The organism is Lujinxingia vulgaris, assembly GCF_007997005.1.
GTDB lineage: Bacteria > Myxococcota_A > Bradymonadia > Bradymonadales > Bradymonadaceae > Lujinxingia.
On the sequence record NZ_VOSL01000054.1, the window covers coordinates 100,024 to 119,080 of the forward strand.

Consider the following 19,057-nt stretch of genomic DNA (forward strand, 5'->3'; position numbering starts at 1 on the left):
ACCTCACCGCCCACAAACCTCATCCACCACTCCAGCATCGAGCATTAAACACCCATTGAACTGCGCAAAACGCCGCAGCCCCTCGTTGAGCGCCCCAAAAAAGCGCTCCCGATCAAAAGCAACACCCTCAAGGTGCAAACTCAACACCTCCAGACGCCCCTCGGCCCGATGCGCCTTCGTATCGATGCGCGCCACGAAGGTGTCGCCCCATAAAACGGGCAGACAGAAGTAGCCATACTCGCGCTTCGAGGCAGCAACATAGCTCTCCAGGCGGTACTCAAACCCGAAGAGCGACTTCAAACGGTCACGGTGGATCAGGACATTATCAAAAGGCGACAGCACCTTAACGGTGGGCTCGGGCTGCGCTGCGCTCTCCAACGCCTCACAATCGACGTACACGCTGGAGCCGTCGGCCAGAACCACCTCCTCGATCGCTCCATCGGCCAGTTGCGCGTCGACAATGACACGCATGGCCTCGCGCAACGCCCTGCCCTTTTGCAGGTGCAGGAGCTGCTTCCAGCTAAACACACCATGGGCCCGGCGCGTGGTCTCAAAGAGGTAGGCCGCATACTCCTCAAGGGTCGGCACGCTCAGATCGAGGCCCTCGGGCAGCACGCGTTCGGCAAGGTCGTAGACCTTCTCCATGCCCTCGCGACGACAGATCATCAGCTCCCCCATCATAAAGAGCGTATCAAGGGCACGACGCACGGGCCTCGAACCCCAGGTCGTGTCCCGACGCTCGGCCCTGCGCTCAAAATCCCGCGCTTTCAAAGGGCCTTCTCCACGCACCCGCGCCAGAATCTCCCGCATCAATGGCGAGTCCAGCGTCTTAAAATACCGACTCTCTCCTCGCCGAATCGCGCTCATGCGCCGCAGCGCGAAGCGATAGTCGCGCATCGGCAGGTAGGAGGCCGCGTGAAACCAGTACTCAAAGACCTTCTGCTCGCGCACCAGGGCGTTGAGATGATCCGGCTCGTAGCCCGGCACCCGACTCCACAAGACGTGATGATGCGCGCGCTCGACGACCGAGAGCGTATCGATCTGCACATAGCCCAGGTGTTCGATGGCGCGCTGCGCCCCAATCAGGCCGTCGTCCGGCCGCAGTGACGGGTTCAAACCTTGTCGGGATATAGCGAGGCGTCTCAGCGTAGAGGACATTGTCATCCTGGGGGGGAGGAAGTTCGTTTCGGGGGACGACGCGTGAGCCTGGAAAAGCCGCAGCGGGAGCAGAAACGCCCTTAAACATCGCCCGACCACCTCTCGCAGACCCGATAAAGCGTTACCGCCCGGGGGAGGACTACCTGAACACTCATATAGGTTCAACCTCGGACGCCAGGATATCGCCCCAGCGACTTTGCCCTCTCCAAAAAATCTTCCGACAAAGCTTTCCCTCCTCCGGGCCGTGACTAAATGCCTGGTGGTGAGCGTCCGCTCACCCATGGATGTGCCTTCCCCCCTTTATGCCCTTCCCGGCCATCCCCATCTGAGCGATCGCTTTCAGCCCGCTGAATCTCCTCTCGGCGGTAGCGCACTGACCTGAACCCCCTGCAAACTTTGCGCTCTTCGCCCCCTTCAAGCATCCCTTAATGCATAATTCGCACATTTCTCAGCTGGTGAAATAGTTTTCACCCACAGGAATACAAAACTTTACAGACCGTTCTTTACCCGCTCCGAGGGATCGTGGATAGTCGCCACGTTGCCCGGGCCCACCTCCAGCGCAACCCACCACCCAGACTGGGGAACCTTTTGTGAGAACCACCGCTATGAAACGCACCCCGGAAGACACTTCTCGCACCTCCACCGGATCGACCGACGACGGTCGACTGCGCGCGCTGCCGCTCGAGCCCCCCGGGAAGATGCCCTCAAACGACCCCGAAGACGTTCGCGTCGGCCCGGTCTTTCCCCACCGTCTGGGTGACCCGATGTCCGACGAGGAGCTCGCGCTTGAGGAAGAGCCCATCAAGACCACGCGTAGCGAACCCACACCCCGCTCCCCCGGCGAGGCCCTGCAAAGCATCAACGCAAACTTCAACCCAACCCACGCACGTTCATCCCAACGCAACGACGAAAAGGAAGTACCCATGTCGAACCCCGTAGAAGACGCTCTCAAAGAACTCTCCACCATTGATGGATTCATCGCCGGCGCCGTCGGAAACAGCGCCAGCGGCATGGTCATGGGTTCGATCGGCGGGTCCGATACGTTCAATATCGAGGTCGCCGTCGCCGCCAACACCGAGGTGGTAAAGTCGAAAAACCGCGCCATGAAAGCTCTGAAACTGGAAGGCACGATTGAAGATATTTTGATCACGCTGACCGACCAGTATCACCTGATCCGCCCGCTGCAGAGCCACCCGGAGATCTTCCTCTACCTGGCGGTGGATCGGGAGCGCGCCAACTTAGGGATGGCCCGCTTCACGCTGGCCAACGCCGAGGGCTCGCTGAACCTCTGAGCCTTTTGCTCCGGAGCTTGATCGAAGTGAAACGCCGCGCGCCTCCCCGGAGGTGCGCGGCGTTTTTGTGTTCGCCCCTCACGCTGGGTCATCGGCTCCCCTCGTGCTCTGCGTCGGAGTGCGCTAGGCTGCGCGAGCCGAGCCACACCCAACCCGCGGCTCGAACGCCGTACGTTAACCCGTCGCCCCGCTGCGACGGGCCTTTTTGCAGTGTTTTGATAGCCCCATCGACCATCAACCCCTTACCTGCGAGGTGAAGCGATGAGCACTCCCAACGAGATCGAGAGCCTGGAGCGTCTTCTTCATAAACTTCCCGAGGAAGACCAGGCCGAGGCCTTCCGTATCCTTTACGGCAACCTCCCCGAGGCCATCCCTCTCACCGAGGCGGCCGCATCCCTGGCCGAGGAGTACGACTTTGACGTGGCGGCCTACCGCTTCCGCGCCAAACGCGAGCAGCGCCGCGAGCCGCGCGTGGTGCGCGTCGGTGTGATTCAGACGCAGATCGTCGAGCCCACCGACGCCCCGGTCGAGACGCAGTACGAGGCGCTGCGCGCCCGCACCGAGCAGCTGATTCACGCCGCCGGCGCCATGGGCACCAACGTGCTCGGTCTGCAGGAAGCCTGGACGATGCCCTTCGCCTTCTGCACCCGCGAGAAGGAGCCCTGGCTGGAGTTCGCCGAGCCGGTCGACGGCCCCTCCACCCGCTTTCTGGCCACTCTAGCTCGCCGCTACAACATGGTCATCGTCTCCCCCATCCTGGAGCGCGATGAGCGCCACGGGGGCACCATCCACAACACGGCGGTGGTGATCGGCAACCGCGGCAACATCATCGGCGTGCACCGCAAAAACCACATCCCGCGCGTGGGCGACTTCAACGAGTCGACCTACTACATGGAAGGCAACACCGGGCACCCGGTCTTCGCCACCGAGTTCGGGAAGGTCGGCGTCAACATCTGCTACGGGCGCCACCACCCGCTCAACTGGCTGATGTTCGGGCTCAACGGTGCCGAGATCGTGTTCAACCCCTCGGCCACCGTCGGCGCCCTCTCCGAGCCCCTCTGGGGCATTGAGGCGCGCTGCGCGGCGATCGCCAACAACTATTTTACCGCCGCCATCAACCGCATCGGCACCGAGAGTTTCCCCAACGAATTCACCTCCGGCGACGGTCGCCCGGCCCACCATGACTTCGGTCATTTCTATGGCTCGAGCTACGTGACCGCCCCCGACGGCAGCCGCACCCCGGGGCTCTCCCGCACCCGCGACGGGCTTTTGGTCAGCGAGATTGACTTAAACCACTGCCGTCAGGTCCGCGACACCTGGGGATTCCAGATGACCTCGCGCCTTGAGGAGTATGGCGAGCTTATCAGCCGGGCGGCGGCCCCGGACTTTGAGCCCCAGGTCATCGTCGATCCCGGCGTCGACATCTCTACCGGCCGCGGCACCACCCCGCCCTCGGCCGGCCGCGCCCTGCACCACGCCTCACCGCGCGCGCTGGGCTCGGCGCCCGCCCAGCAGATTACCTATGTGGGCGAAGAAGAAGGCTCCCGTAAGGAGTGAGCCTGCTTCCCGAATAACCCACACGACTCGCCCCGCTCAGAAGCCCCTGAGCGGGGCGTTGTTCTCTGGCTCTCACGCGTCACCTCCACTCGCCACACACAGCGCCTTGCCACCGACGCCAATACGCCGCAGCGCGTCATTTCTGGCCGTCTTCGGCGTGACTCACCAGTCATGCCAAAGGCCGTCTTGACATCGCTCACACCTCCCCATAAAGCCCACCTCCCGATAACCGGCAGTGTGCCCGAACCTCTCGGACGCCGGTCTTTTGCAAACCAGGTTGGACCCGAAGTCAGGTGGCTGTAGATGGAACCCCATAGCGACACTCGCCGCACCGCCGCGTTCTACGACGTCGACGGCACGCTCATCCGCACCAACGTGGTGCACGCCTACGCCTACTACGCGATCAACAGCCCGGCGATGGGCGACAAGATCGGCAAGACCGCCGGCCTGCTCGCAAGCCTTCCGCTTTACTGGATCGCCGACAAGTTCGACCGCCGCGTCTTCAATGAGGCCTTCTACAAAAACTACGCCGGCTTCACCGAGGACCGCCTGGTCCTCATCGGCGAAGAGATCTTTGAGAAGGTCATCAAGCCCAACATCTTCAAAGGCGCGCACAGCCTGGTCGATCGCAGCAAACGTCAGGGCCACGACCAGATCCTGGTGACCGGCGCCCTCGACGTCATCACCAAACCCCTGGCGGACTTTCTGGGCTGCAAAGACTTCGTGGCCAACCGCCTGGAGATCAAAGATGGCAAAGCCACCGGCCGCCTGCTCAAACCCATGATCGCCGGCGCCAACAAAGCCCTCTGGGTGCGCCGCTACGCCGAGGAGCACGGCTACGATCTCGACCGCTCCTTTGCCTACGCCGACAGCGGCTCCGACATCCCGCTGCTCTCGGTGGTCGGTAACCCCTGCGCCATCAACCCCGACTTCAAGATGCGCACCACGGCCCGCGCCTACGACTGGCCGGTGCTCAACCTCGACTGATCTCGATGAAAAACGCCGGCCACGTCACCTCCTGACGCGCGGCGCTCCTCATACATCTTTATTGCGGAAGGTCTGGCATGTCCGACAGCTCAAAGCCTTACAACCCGGTTCGCTACCTCACCGAAGACTCGCGCCCCCTCTACCTGCATTATGGCGAGGACTTTCTGACGCATAAGTTCCCGGCGGGCACCCGTGTGGTCTATGCGAACAAGCCGATGAAGCCCATCGACAACCAGGGCGCGGCCATCCGCTACGCGCTCAACCACCCGGAGGGCGACGTCAAGCCGCTCTACGCGCAGCTCAAACCGGGCATGAAGGTCACCATCGCCATCGATGACATCTCGGTGCCGCTGCCCCCGATGAAGACCCCGGACATCCGCCAGAAGGTCCTCGAGATCGTCCTGCAGATGCTCACGGACCACGGCGTCGAAGACGTCGAGATGGTCGTCGCGCTCGCGCTGCACCGCCGCATGACCGAGGGCGAGATCAAGCGCATGGTGGGGCCGGAGATTTTTAAGGAGTACTATCCCGAGCGCCTCTACAACATGGACGCCGAGGACGAAGACAACATGGTCTTCCTTGGCGAGACCGATCATGGCGAGAAGGTCCAGATCGTGCGCCGCGCCGCCGAGAGCGACCTGCTGATCTACGTCAACGTCAACTACGTGCCCATGAACGGCGGCTTCAAATCCATCGGCACCGGCCTCTCCGGCTACCAGTCGATCCAGTACCACCACAACCCGCAGACCATCCTCAAATCCGACTCCTACATGGACCCCAAAAACAGCGCGCTCTACAGCAGCAACGAGCGCATGGGGCGGATGATCAACGAGAAGCTCAACGTCTTCCACATCGAGACGGCGCTCAACAACAAGATGTACGACGACCAGCTTCAGTTTCTGGCCGATCCGGAAGACGACTGGTCGACGGCCGACGAGCTCAAGTTCAAGTCGATGCAGTGGACGCTCAAGCAGCTGCCGCGCGCAGCCAAGCGTAACTTCTTTCACAAGGTCCCCGCCGACTACGGCCTCGTCGGGGTGTTTGCCGGCGCCACCGAAGCCGTGCACGAGAAGACGCTCGAAAAATGCTGGCAGCAGCACGCCGTACCCGTCGAAGGCCAGTCCGACGTGGTCGTCTGGGGCATCCCCTTTGAGAGCCCCTACAACGTCAACTCCATCATGAACCCGCTCCTGGTGCGGGTGATGGCGCTGGGCTACTTCTTCAACATGTACCGGGGCAAACCGATCGTGAAAAAGGGCGGCACGCTCATCATCACGCACCCCTGCTACGACCAGTTCGATCCGGACCACCACCCCAGCTACATCGAGTTCTTCAACCGCTGCCTGCCCGAGACCCGCTGCTCCAAGACCCTGGGCAAGCGCTGGGAGAAGGAGTTCGCCGAGAACCCCAACTACATCGAGATGTTCCGACGCGGGAACGCCTACCACGGCGTGCACCCCTTCTACATGTGGTACTGGGCCGAGAACGGCCAGCATCACGTCGGCCGCGTCGTCGTCGTTGGTGCCGAGAACGACCACGTGCCCGCGCGCATGGGCTGGCTCAGCGCCAAAACCATGGACGAGGCCCTGGAGATGGCCGCCGAGCACCACGGCCCCGACCATGACCTGACCGTGATGCACCACCCGCCCTTTGTGATCGCCGACGTTCGTTAAACACGTTTAACGGTTCTATCGCACGTTTTGACGCACGCCGTCTTTCGCTAAACGCGTTTCATCGTTCTGGAAGTTGCGCGCCCCCGAGCACGCCAGCCATTGTCGACCCAGGTTTTTGCCATGACGCATACCAACGACACCCCCGCCATCAAGAATGGCGCCCCGAAAAACGGCCACGCCAACGGCGCCAACGGCTACGCGCTACCCGCCACCCTCGATGAGCCCACCCTGGAGGGGATGCTCAAAGTCGGCGAGTCGCTCCGGGGCCGACGTATCTTGCTGACGGGCACCACCGGGTTCCTGGGCAAAGTCGTCATGGTGATGCTGCTGCGCAATCACCCCGACATCGATCAGCTTTATGTGCTCGTGCGCAGCCGCCGCACCCAGAGCGCCACCGAGCGCTTCTTTGACGAGGTGGTGCCCTCCGGCGCGCTCGACCCGCTTCGCGAAGTCTACGGCGACGAAGGCTACCTGGAGTTTCTCAACGAGAAGGTCAGCGTGATCGACGGCGACATCTGCCGTCCCAACCTCGGCCTTGATGACGACGAAGCTCGCGCCCTCTCCTCGCAGCTCGACGTCTTCATCAACTCGGCGGGCCTGACCAACTTCAACCCCAACCTCAAGAACGCGCTGGAGATCAACACCCTCTCCCAGCGCCTCACCCTCGACTTCCTGGCCCTCGGCGACAACCGCGCTCGCCTGATGCACGTCTCCACCTGCTTTGTGGCCGGCAACACCGAAAAACCCAGCCCGGAGATCTTCCCCGGCCCGCAGGTCTACCCCAAAGTCGACGAGCTGGGGCTGGATTACGACCACTCCCGCGAGATCGACGACTGCCTCAAGCTCATTGAGCATTTTGAGGACATCTCCCGCGACCAGGAGCACCAGGTTCGCTTTGTGCAGGAGGCGCGCGAGTTCCTCAAAAAGCATAACCTCAACCCCGCCGACCGGGGCGCGCTGGACGCGGCCTGCGAGCGTGAGCGCGTCAAATGGGTCGACCGCACCCTGTCGATGGAAGGCCGCAAACGCGCGGCCTTCTGGGGCTGGCCGAACATCTACACCTACACAAAGAGCCTTGGTGAGCGCATCCTGGCCGACGCTGCGGCCCGCGGCGTTAAAGTCACCATTGTGCGCCCGGCGATCATCGAGAGCGCGGTGAGCTTCCCCCAGCAGGGCTGGAACGAGGGCATCAACACCACCGCCCCGATCTGCTTTATGATGTACAAGGGGCACCGCTTTGTGCCCACGCGCGAGGGCATCAACCTCGACGTCATCCCGGTCGACTTCGTCTCGGGGGCGATGCTCGCCATCACCGCCGCGCTGCTCACCGACCAGCATCACGACGTCTATCACCTGGGCTCCTCCGACTTAAACCCAATCTCGGTGGCGCGCCTGGTGGAGCTCTCCACCCTGGGCAACCGCCGGGTCATCGACCGCGAAGTGAAGACCCCGGGCTGGAAGAAGCTCGTGCTCAAGTCGATGGACTCGGTGGTGGTCGAGCGCAAAGAGTTCGACCGGCAGTCCGCGCCGGGGCTCAAGCGCACCGTCGGCGGCATGCGCAAACTCCTCAAGAAGTTGCCCACCAAACAGCTCGGCGGTGTGGGCAAAGCCATCGAAGGCGTCAACAAGTCGCTCAAAAGCGTCGAGGCCATGGCCACGACGACCGAGAAGATCTTTGAGCTCTTCTTCCCCTTCATCTACGACAACCGCCTGACCTTTAAGGCGGGCAACATCGTAGAGCTCTCGCAGAAGCTCAGCCCGGCGGAGCGCCCGATTTACGGGAGCCGCATTCAGGACCTGGACTGGCGCGAGTACTGGATCCAGACGCATATCCCGGGCCTCGCTCGCCACAGCTACCCGGCGCTGGAAGCCAAGCTCAAAGAGCGCAACCGCGAGGTCTACACCTACGACGACCTCGTGGAGCTCTTCGACGCCTCCACCACGAACTTCTCAAAGCGCGTGGCCCTGCAGCATCAGTCGGGCGCGATTGTGGAGCGCTACACCTACGGGGAGCTCAAAGAGCGCGCCGAGCGCGCCTGCACCGTGTTAAGCGGCGTGGGTGTCGGCCCGGGCAACACCTGCCTGCTCATCTCGGAGAACCGCCCGCAGTGGGGCATGACCTACTTCGGCATCCTGAAGACTGGCGGCATCGCCGTGCCGGTGGACTCGGCGAGCACCACCGAGCAGATCGTGAACATCGCGCGCTCCGCGCGAGCGCGGGCGATTGTACTCAGCCAGGCCGTCGATGAGCGCCTGGGCGCCGAGCTCCGAGAGACCCTCCTCAGCGAGAGCATCCCGGCGCGCACGCTGACCTTCGCGCAGATCTACAGCCTGGGGCTGCCCGACGAGGCGCAGCTCAGCGAGACGGCCAGCGCTGCGACCAGCGACACCGCCGCCGTCGAGCTCTTGCCCGCAGAGGGCGACGACCCGCTTTTGGCCGAGCTGATGCGTGCCGAGGAGGACGGCCAGCCCCTGGCGAGCCTGATCTTCACCTCGGGCACAACCGGAGCTCCCAAGGGGGTGATGCTCACCCACCAGAACTTCGCTCACCTGCTCAACAGCCTGCAGAAGACCTTCCAGATCACCGAGCGCGACGGCTTCTTGAGTGTGCTGCCTCTGCACCACACCTTCGAGTTCGCATGCGGCTTCCTTATGCCCCTCTCGCGAGGCGCCTCCATCACCTACCTGGAGGAGGTCAACGCCGACGAGCTCACCACGGCGATGACGCATAACCGCATCACCGCCCTCATCGGCGTGCCGGCGCTGTGGCAACTTCTGCACCGCCGCATTGACCAGCGCATCAGCGACGCGCCGCCGGCCCTGCGCTTTGCGCTGGAGTCGATGCTCAAGGCCAACACCACCCTGCGCGAGACGTGGGGCGTCAACCTCGGCTCGACCTTCTTCTCGCCAGTGCACGCAGCCTTTGGCGGGCGTCTGCGCTACATGATCAGCGGCGCGGCCGCGCTCCCGGTCAACATCCTGGAGACCTTCTACGGCCTGGGCTTCAGCCTCTACGAAGGCTACGGCCTGACCGAAGCTGCGCCTGTGCTCACTGTCAACAGTCCCGAACGCGGGCTGGCGCCCGGCACCGTCGGTCGCGCCCTCGAAGGCATTGAGGTCGACATCAAAGACCCCAACGACGAAGGCGTTGGCGAGGTCATCGCCCGCGGACCCAACGTCATGCGCGGCTACCTGGGACGCGACGACGAGACGGCCGCCGCCCTGCAAGACGGCTGGCTGCACACCGGTGATCTCGGCAAGTTCGACCGCCGCGGCAACCTCACCATCGTTGGTCGCGAGAAAGAAGTCATCGTCACCGCCGGCGGCAAGAACTGCTACCCGGACGAGCTCGAAGACATCTACTCCAAATGCCCCGACGCCCTGGAGCTCTCCATCGTCGGGCTGCCCGACGGCAAGGGCTCCGAGCGCGTGGCGTGCCTTGTGCGCCCCGATCTTCCCGAGAACGCCCGCGCCGAGCAGATCGCCACAATGCAGTCGGCCATCCGCGAGTGGATCCGCGTCGAAGGCGCGCGCGTGCCCTCCCACTCCCGGGTGCAGGTGCTGCGCTTCTGGAACGACGAGTTCCCCCGCACCGCCACCCGCAAGATCAAGCGCAAAGACGTCGTCAAGATCCTCGAGCGCCTCATGGCCGCAGAGCTCGAAGCGGTGGACCGCGGCGAGGTCGAAGACACCACCTGGAGCTGGCTCGACAAGGTCCTCGGCAAGCTCGCCGATTACGACGCGTCGCACATCCACAACAACACCCACCTGCTCGACGACCTGGGCTTTGACAGCCTGATGTTTGTGGAGCTGGCCTCCATCCTGGAAGCCCGGGACCACCACGTCAGCGCCGAGACGCTTGCCACGATCCAGACCGTCGGCGAGCTTCAGGAGCTCCTCGATGGTGGGGCGAGCTCCACCGAGTTGGTCGTCCAACCGAAATCGGTGCTCGAACGCGTGGACTCCTACGACGTGCCCCCGGCCGTGCAGCGTATGGTCAAAGATCTGCTCTACAACGGTCAGATGAACGCCTACGAGCGCCTCTTCGACGTGGAGGTCTTCGGCCGCGCGCATATCCCCTACCACAACCCCAACGTCATCGTGGTCGCCAACCACTCCAGCCACCTGGACATGGGCCTTGTGAAGTACGCCCTGGGCGACTTCGGGCAGGATATCCGCGCGCTGGCCGCGGCCGACTACTTCTTCAAAAACACCGCGCGTAAGACCTACTTTGGCAACTTCACCAACCTGCTTCCCGTGGAGCGCTCCGGCACCCTGGAGAGCTCGCTGGGCCGCGCGTCGGAGGCGCTGCACCGTGGCGAGATGTTGTTGATGTTCCCGGAGGGCACGCGCTCGAGAGATGGGAAGCTGCAGGCCTTCCGCCGCGGGTTGGGCTACCTGGTAGACACCCACCAGATCGACGTCTTGCCCCTGTGGATCGAAGGCACCCACCGCGCGCTTCCCAAAGGGCAGGCCCTGCCCTCGCCGACCTCGCGCAAGCTCAAGGTCACGATTGGGCCGGTGCTCAAAGCCTCGGAGCTTCGCGCCAACATCGACGCCGAGTCGCCCACAGCCCGCTTCGACGCCATCAGCCAGCGCACCCGCGACGCGGTCGCCGCCCTGGGGCTCGCCGCCTCCGGCGGCGGCAACGCCGAGAAGGCTAAAGCTCAGGCTGACCAGCTCTCGCCAATCTTCCACGAGCTCAACACGAAGTTCGCCGAGAACCAGGTCGACAGCCCCGTGAGCTTCTACTTCAGCCTGGGCAACTTCGACTCGCACAAGTGGACGATCACCGTCGACCCGAAGACCTGCAACATCCAGAACACCAAACCCTCGGGGCACGCCGACTGCGTGGTCAAAACCTCCCCGGAGATCTTCCGCAAGATCGTCCAGGAGAGCTACGTCCCCTCGATGGAGGAGTTCATGAACGGGGTCATCAAGACCAATGACCCCGACCTGCTGATGCGCTTCTCGGCGGTCTTCCGCCTCTGATTCGGGCGACGCCGTCGCTTTTAAGGCGCGGCCGCCACCTGCGGCCGCGCCTTCTTAATTTCCGAACAAAATCAATACGATAGAGCACCCATGACCACACTCATCACCGGCGGAACCGGCTTTCTGGGCCGACATCTCATCGACCAGCTTCTGGCCGCGGGCCACAGCGATCTGCGCGTGCTCACGCGTCGCCACAACGCCGAGCTTGAGGCGCTGGGCGTAGCGCAAGTCGAGGGCAGCCTCGACGATGCCGACGCGCTCAACGCCGCCGTCGAAGGTGTCAGCCGCGTCTACCACCTGGCCGGCCTTGTGGAGCGCGATCGCAGCCAGGCCCACCGCATGTACGCGCTTCACGTCGAAGGCACGCGTCGGCTCTTTGACGCGCTCATCGCCAGCGACACCGACATCGAGAAGGTGGTCGTGGCCTCGACCAGCGGCACCGTCGGGGTAAGCCGCGACGCCTCCTTTGTAGCTGACGACACCAGCCCCTACGCCGAACATGTGGTGCGCGACTGGCCCTATTACCTCTCCAAGATTTACCAGGAGCGGGTGTGTGTGGATTACCAGAAGCGCCACAACCTCCCGGTGGTCTTGATGCGCCCCACCCTGCTGCTCGGTCCAGGAGACTGGCGCGAGAGCTCCACCGGCGATGTCGTGCTTTTCATGAAACGAAAAGTTCCCGGGGTGATGCCCGGCGGGCTCTCGTTGGTCGATGTGCGCGACGCGGCCGCGGCTTTCATCGCGGCGATGGAGCGCGCGGAACCGGGCTCAAGCTATCTTCTGGGCGCGGGCAACCTGACGCTGGCGGCCTTCTTCGATCACCTGGCCGACATCACCGGGCTGAGCGCCCCTCGCCTCCCGGTGCCCGGCAAACTCGCCAGACTCGGCGGCAAGCTGCTGGGCGCGCTGCAGGAAGCCGGCGCGCCGGCAGGCGATCTGGACGCGGCCAGCATCGAGATGGCGCGACACTTCTGGTACATCGACAGCAGCCGGGCTGAAGACGAGCTGGGCTTTGATCCGCGCCCCATCACGCTGACGCTTCGTGACACGGTGCAGTGGATCCGCGAGCATCACCCCGACTTCGCCGGCGCCCCCTCGCACCGAGAGGAGCCCCCTGCCGAGTGGGTGCCCTCGGAGACGCTTGAGTATGCCCGGGAGCTGCGCCGCAAGGCCGGCGTAGAGAGCTAAGACCGCGTTAAGTTCGTCGATACGGGACTGACACGCACAAAAAAGCGCGCCCTCCGCGATTGGAGGCGCGCTTTTTCGCATGAGAGCGCAATCGTTTGAGGCGGCTCGTCGACGGTTAGTAGAAGCGCGCGATCGACAGCCCGATGTTGTCGCCACCGCCCCCGCGGTTGGCCAGCAAAATCAGCTCCAGGCACGCCAGCGCCGGGTCAGGCTCAGCGAGCATGATCGCCAGGATGTTGTCCTCAGCGGCGAGCAGGTTGGCACCACCGAAGTCCGTGAGGCCGTCGGTGGTGAGCAACATGGAGTCGCCCTCAATCACCCGGAAGCGGAAGAGATCCGGCTGCGGGTCGACCGCCACGAGCTTTGCCTCTTCGATCACGAAGGTGCCCATGCAGCGCGCCAGCGCCTCGCCATGCGGCATCGCCAACGCGGTGTCGGCGGCGACGCCTTCCTTAATCGAGAGCGTCCACAGGTTGTGATCGACGGTCATCTGCTCCAGGCCCGCACCCCGCTGCAGGTACACGCGGCTGTCGCCCAGCGCCGCCAGCGTCACCACCCCATCGAGCACCACCGCGACCAGGGCTGTGGAGCCCATCACCTCGTGGGGGCTTCCTCGAAAGGGTGAATACGTGCGGTTCACATGATCCACAATCCGGTGGTTCGCGCGCCCCAGGATCTGATGAATGATGCGCGTCTCATCGACCTGGCTCTCGAGCAGGTAGGTCGGCAGCGCATCTTCCCAGACCCGCGCGGCTTCTTCGGCGAGCGCCCGGCTGGCCAGATCACCGGAGCCGTAGCTCGCGGTCGAGACCCCGTCGGCCACCACGATCAGCGCAAAGCGACCATCTTCGGAAGCGGCCGAGAAGACGCTGTCCTGATTGGTCGGGTTGCGACGACGCTTGGCGATACCGATGTGCGTGTCGCTCGCCAGGCGAATCACCGGCGGCGCGTACTCGCGCGATCGTACGCGCGCCTCAATGGCCTCGCACGCCTCGTAGAAGGCGTCCAGCATGGCCTCGACGCTGTCGTAGCGATCGGCGGCGTGCGGCCGGGTCGCGCGCGAGATCACCGGCTGCAGCCCCGGCGGGAAGCCCGGGCGGAAGTTTCGTGCGGGAATCGCCGGCGCGTAACGCGTGTACACCGAGGCCGGCGGCACCATCCCCGAGACCAGAAAATAGAGCAGCATCCCCAGCGCGAAGATGTCCGCCGACTCTCCGTCCTTGCTGCCCAGACCGCTGAGCAGCTCGGGGGCCGAGAAACCGGGCGTTACCGCGATCTCGTCGTCGATTTTGCCCTTCTCAAAGAGGCGGTCGATGCCGTCGAGGACCGCGTCGATCTCCAGTCCGGAGGTGCCCACCTCTGGCTCGTCGTCCTCAATGACCTCCGAGATCGACGAGGAGTCGTAGGTCGGCTCATAGAAGCCCCGATCCTCGCTGGCCGTCTCGCCTTTATCGCGCAGCTCGGCGGCGCGTGCGATCTCCTCGGCCGAGAACGCAAGGGGCGTCAGCTCAATCACCGTCGCCCCCCGATCTTCAAAGGGGTTGCCTGACTCCGGCTCCGTGATCTCCGCCGGCTCCGGCGCCTCAAAGACCTGACCGAGCGACTGCGAGATGAACAGACGCGGAAAGCCGTCTTCGCTGCCGCGATCAAACACGCGCACATTCCAGGGCGTCAGCCCCAGGTGCACCCAGCCGGCGCGATGCAGCCTTCGAAAGAGCTCGGCCACGGAACCGAAGATCGCTTTGACCTGCTCGTACTCCAGCTCCCCGCGCACCAGGTCCACCAGGTCGCCCACCGAGACGCCCACGTTGTCCACAAAGACCGAGCGGGTGTGGTTGCCCTCACGCTCCAGAAACACCGGCGCGCGCACGAGCCGACGCACCTCTTCAGGCCACGAGTCATGCCGAGGACGGGGCCGCGTGGTCTCTTCAATCAGATAGGTCGGATGCAAAAACGCCAGCGCATCATCCCCCTGTAGATCCACTCCCGAGACCGACGCGCTCACCGCGCTCGCCACCAGAACTCGCCGCCCGTCGAACTCTTCGAGCACCTCGTCGACGCGCACCACAAGGGTGACCTCGCCAAGTTCCTCGCGACCGTAATGGCGCCCCTCCACCACGATGTCGAGGGTTTGGCCGGGAGAGGCAAAGTGCGCACCAAACGCCGCCATCTCACCGGTCGCCCGATCGCAGATCGGGCAGCTATCATCGTCACGGGTCGGCTCTCCGCATTCGGGGCAGACCGTTTCACTCAGGGGCATACCATTCGTCCTGGGCACTTACGCCGGCAGCTGGTCTTCTCGACGCGCAGCCTGCCACACCCTGGGCGCATGCAGCAAGCTCCAAGCCGACCTCAATCCCCCCCTGGGTGATGCTTCAGTAGAGTTGTTGAGCGCTGCACAACCCGAGATCCGTGGCCGTCTCCACCATGGCGTTACCCACCTCCGGGGGCTGTCCCTGAGGCAGCGCCGGATAGCGGGTGTCGACATCAACGATCGTCGCCTGTCCGCTGTCCCAGTGGATGCGCGCTACGTCCCAGAACTCGCCAGTACGCTCCAGAGGCTCCAGCGCCGATTCATAACGCAGCTGCCCCTGAATGTAGATGCGCACGGTGGCGTAGGCCGTACCGAAGAGCTGTCGGTAGTAGTGGACGCCGATGGCGTACCACTCGCAGTTGGCGGGGTTGCGCATCGTGATGTTCTCCGGGCCCGCCCCGTCGCGCACGTCAATGTCGAGACTGGGATCTTCCGGGCTCCAGATCGACTCCTGAGAGCGGTTGGGGAACTGGAAGTACACGCTGAAGGGCTCCTCCGCCCAACTTCCCGGCCCCATCTTCGTCAGGTGCAGGTCGACGTCGCTCCCTTCGCCGTCGCCCTCATCGGGGTCGCTGGGGTTGGTCCAGGTCAGCTCGATATGGATGTCCTGGTCGGGGATCGCCCGAATCTCGACCTCGGCTCCCTCACAGGAGCGGAACCCGTCGTTGTCGATCACGTTGAGGCCAATGCGGTAGGTGCCCGCGGTGAGCAGGCGGAACTCGCGGCGCGAGGTGTCGTTGCCCAGCGGATCATCCTGAGTCGGCCCCAGCTGCACGAGCGTGCCCGGAGGCCCCTGAAGCACCTCCCACTCATAGTCGACCACCTGCCCGTCGGGATCTTCGCTCTGGCTGCCATCGAGGATCACGTACTGCAGGGGGATCGCGGTGAGTGAGGGCCGGCCCATGCCGCTGACCCCGCGCACCCTCCCGAGCGCGGTGGCAATCGGGCACTCCCCGTCGGCCCCGCGCCCGACCACATCAATGACCAGCTCGGGCTGAATCGGATCATTGTTAACGATAACCACCTCGGCGCGCTCGGTCCCCTCCTCGAAAGGGATGAAGCGCACGCCGAAGCTCACGCTCATTCCGGGCGCCACGGAGACGGGATCATCGATCGCGCCGTTGCCGCTGCGGTCCCAACTCCCAAGGTCCAGTTCAAAGGTGTTGCCGGATTGATCCACCACGACGTTTTCGATCTGCAGCACCTGAGTGCCGCAGTTGGTCACCTCCACCCGGTCGAGGCTGGAGCTCCCGATAGGCACCTGACCGAAGTTGCGGTTTCGACTGTCCACCTCAATGCAGGCCGCATCAGCGTCGGCGCGCACATCAATACGCGTCAGCCCACGGTCCTCACGGCCCGGAACCGGGTCGCGCACGTCGTTGGTCACCACCGAGATCTCCCCGGTATCCTGACCCTGACCGGTCGGCTCATAGAGCACATCGATCACAAGCTCATAACGCTCGGGGTTTTCTCCGGCCGCTTCGGAGTCGAAGGGCAAAAGCTCCAGAGGATACGAGCGCTCGGGCAGCGCGATGCTGAAGTCTTCGCCGCCGCCGTACTCCGGCGCTTCGTAAATCACCAGGGGCGCGGTGCCCACGTTGATGAGGCGAGTCTGCCGCTCTTCAAAGGCGCCGGTCCCGGCGCGCGCAAAGCGCACGATAGGTGGGTCCACCAGGATCTCCGGCGAGTTCTCCAGGGTGGTGATATCGACATAGAGTGGCGAGTCGGCCGAAAAGCGCGGATCGCTGGAGAGGATACGAACGCGACCGCGAGCGGCCTCACCGGCCTGCGGCGCATAGGTCACCTCAATGACCTGCTCTTCCTGCGCTTCCAGCGCGAAGGGGAGCTCGGGCACCGAGCCCAGGCTCAACCCGTCAGCGCTCCCCTCCCCCGTCGCCTCCAGCTCCAACTCAAAGATCTGAAGCCGCTCATCGGAGTTGTTTCGGATCGTCAGAAACTCGGTGGCCGAATCGCCAAGCTCAACCTGCGCAAAACCAATCTGGGTCGGTGCCACCTCGATGACGCCGGCGCCGGTCTCACCGATGCCATCGCGATCGCCGCAGGCAACCAGCGCCATCGACGCCAACACCACCCAGAGCAGCATCCTACCGCCCGTTCGAAATCCCGACTGCCAGAGGCTTTGCATACGTCTCACCGACCAGAGGTTACGTTCCTTGAAGCGCCGCAACGACGCGACGATCGTGCGTGTGCCGACACCATAGCGAAACCCGCCCCCCATTGGAATGGCGGGCCTGCCGCTATCGACGACCGTCACGACGCGCTCCCGGAGCGTGCCCCTGACAGGCAGCGCCTCAACCGGCAGGCAGCGGACTCGTGGTCGATGCAGCGTCGCGCTGGCGCCCCCGGACCACGCCCTGGAGCGCCCGGGCTCGACGCGCGTAAACCTCATCACCCTTCCCTCCGAGGGCAATCACGCGATCGAGCATCTGGTGGGCTCGCTCCAGATTCCCCGCACGCAGAAGCGCCTCACCCAGCCGAATCAACACGTCGACATCCTCCGCGTCTTCCTCGGCAGCGCGCTCCAACCACATCACGGCCTCCTCGGCGTCGCGGCGTCTCAGCGCCACATCGCCCAGCACGAGGAGCGGATACACACGTGTGTCATCCAGCGCCACAATCCCCAGCGCCACCTCCTCGGCCTTCTCCAGCTGCCCCTGGCGGTGAAACTCGTAGGCGCGCCCCTCAAAAAACGCCATATCCGAGGGCGTCAGCTCCAGAATGCTCGCCATCGACTCCCCGGCCGCCACACGTTCGGCGACCTTATGAAGTGTCTTGATCTCTCTGGCATACCTGCCCTGCTTGTGCTCGCTCATCTCATCTTCTCCCGGGTGGTGGTCAGGCGCACATCGTGGCGCCCGAAGATCGCTGCGTGGGCTGCGCTCACACGCGCAGGTTGCTGATGATCGCCTTCGAGGTGTCGTGCATCGCCTGCGAGAACTGCGAGACCATCGAGAAGAGCTGGTTGATCTGCTGAAGCTGGCCCTGTACCAGCGTCATCATCGCCGCGCGCTCCTGAGGGTCTTCGATCGACTGCAGCTCCTCCATAAATGCGGTGGGATCGCTGGAGAGCAGGTTGACCATCTCGTGGACATCGACGTCCGCCGTGGTCTTCCCCGCCTCCTTCGTCGCTTCGGTCGAGTCCGGCGCGTCCGTCGTGTCCGGGCCTTTCGTATCGTCCGCTCGGTCGACACCACCGGACACGTTCGCGGCGTAAGCATCCAACATCCGAGCGCGCGCCGGACTGGCCCCTTCCACAAGCTCGGCGTTTCGCACGTGGGGCGATTGCAGGCTAAGCGGCCCCATCGCATCGAGCCCTCCGGACGATGGCGAGGCCGAGGCCGTGCCATACGCTTCATAGCTCGCCCCCAACTCGACCTGCATCTCGCGCACAAGCCCCTGAATCTGACCCAGGGGCATGCGATGCGAGTCGTCGTGAACATGGGTCACGCCCCCACGCTCAAAATGATGCTGAACCACCGCATCACTGAAGGCACGAAACGCATTCTCCAGTCGAGTGATCTCGCCCTTTAGCTCCAGCGACCTCGCGCTTTTGGGGTTGTCGGCGATCTGCGCCTTCAGGTCATCGATGCGTGCCAGAAAGTCGTTCTGCAGCTCCTGAACCTTGGGCGCCATCGAGGGTTTGACGCGGTCCATATCAATGGGGTTGTAGTCGACCGGCGCCTGCTGGTTGATGCCTCCACTGCTGATGCTCGTCATGCTGACCTCGGCAATAAGGGGTGTTTCGAAGTTGAAAACCGCATCCAGAAGCATCTTCACCCGATGCTCTCCCCTTTATTGTCGAGCGCTTCGCCGGCGTTTTGCGTCCGAGCCCCATTTTTTTTCATCACGCGCCTCCCCACCGCCTCACACTGGCC

The 19,057-nt window shown here is 64.0% G+C and carries 11 protein-coding genes; 6 read left to right on the top strand and 5 right to left on the bottom strand.

All coding sequences use genetic code 11. From position 1 onward, the window contains the following. Window positions 1-3 precede the first annotated feature (3 nt). The gene (locus FRC96_RS12985) at window positions 4-1,158 is read right to left on the bottom strand and encodes a winged helix-turn-helix domain-containing protein (protein ID WP_146974911.1); all 1,155 of its coding nucleotides are present in this window, start codon (window positions 1,156-1,158) and stop codon (window positions 4-6) included. A gap of 764 nt (window positions 1,159-1,922) precedes the next feature. Here FRC96_RS12985 and FRC96_RS12990 point away from each other — a divergent pair. The 6 genes from FRC96_RS12990 to FRC96_RS13015 all read left to right on the top strand — a co-directional run bounded on the left by FRC96_RS12990 (window position 1,923) and on the right by FRC96_RS13015 (window position 12,847). Beyond that, complete coding sequence (locus FRC96_RS12990; protein WP_230470218.1) at window positions 1,923-2,450, top strand: hypothetical protein; 528 nt, start codon at window positions 1,923-1,925, stop codon at window positions 2,448-2,450. 261 nt (window positions 2,451-2,711) lie between these two features. Next, a complete protein-coding gene (locus tag FRC96_RS12995) occupies window positions 2,712-4,007 on the top strand; it encodes a nitrilase-related carbon-nitrogen hydrolase (RefSeq protein WP_146974912.1) in 1,296 nt (431 codons plus the stop codon). Window positions 4,008-4,310: 303 nt separating this feature from the next. After that, window positions 4,311-4,994 (top strand): HAD family hydrolase, encoded by a 684-nt coding sequence (locus FRC96_RS13000; RefSeq protein ID WP_115604052.1) that lies wholly within the window; start codon window positions 4,311-4,313, stop codon window positions 4,992-4,994. A gap of 77 nt (window positions 4,995-5,071) precedes the next feature. Further along, window positions 5,072-6,667, top strand: coding sequence for a lactate racemase domain-containing protein (locus FRC96_RS13005; RefSeq protein ID WP_146974913.1), 1,596 nt, complete (start codon window positions 5,072-5,074; stop codon window positions 6,665-6,667). A gap of 120 nt (window positions 6,668-6,787) precedes the next feature. Beyond that, window positions 6,788-11,659, top strand: coding sequence for an AMP-binding protein (locus tag FRC96_RS13010; protein ID WP_146974914.1), 4,872 nt, complete (start codon window positions 6,788-6,790; stop codon window positions 11,657-11,659). A gap of 90 nt (window positions 11,660-11,749) precedes the next feature. Continuing rightward, on the top strand, window positions 11,750-12,847 hold the full coding sequence (locus FRC96_RS13015) for an NAD-dependent epimerase/dehydratase family protein (protein WP_146974915.1): 1,098 nt from the start codon (window positions 11,750-11,752) through the stop codon (window positions 12,845-12,847). 115 nt (window positions 12,848-12,962) lie between these two features. Here FRC96_RS13015 and FRC96_RS13020 read toward each other — a convergent pair whose 3' ends face one another. From FRC96_RS13020 to FRC96_RS13035, 4 genes are all read right to left on the bottom strand, one after another. After that, window positions 12,963-15,107, bottom strand: coding sequence for a protein phosphatase 2C domain-containing protein (locus FRC96_RS13020; RefSeq protein ID WP_146974916.1), 2,145 nt, complete (start codon window positions 15,105-15,107; stop codon window positions 12,963-12,965). A 115-nt stretch (window positions 15,108-15,222) separates the two neighbouring features. Next, window positions 15,223-17,307 carry a choice-of-anchor D domain-containing protein gene (locus FRC96_RS13025; RefSeq protein ID WP_230470219.1) on the bottom strand — a complete coding sequence of 695 codons (2,085 nt, stop codon included), beginning with the start codon at window positions 17,305-17,307 and terminating at the stop codon, window positions 15,223-15,225. Between the two features lie 166 nt (window positions 17,308-17,473). Then, entirely contained in the window at window positions 17,474-17,995 is a 522-nt protein-coding gene (locus FRC96_RS13030) for a tetratricopeptide repeat protein (protein WP_146974918.1), read from the bottom strand. A 67-nt stretch (window positions 17,996-18,062) separates the two neighbouring features. Further along, complete coding sequence (locus FRC96_RS13035) at window positions 18,063-18,899, bottom strand: hypothetical protein (protein WP_146974919.1); 837 nt, start codon at window positions 18,897-18,899, stop codon at window positions 18,063-18,065. Between the last annotated feature and the right edge of the window lie 158 nt (window positions 18,900-19,057).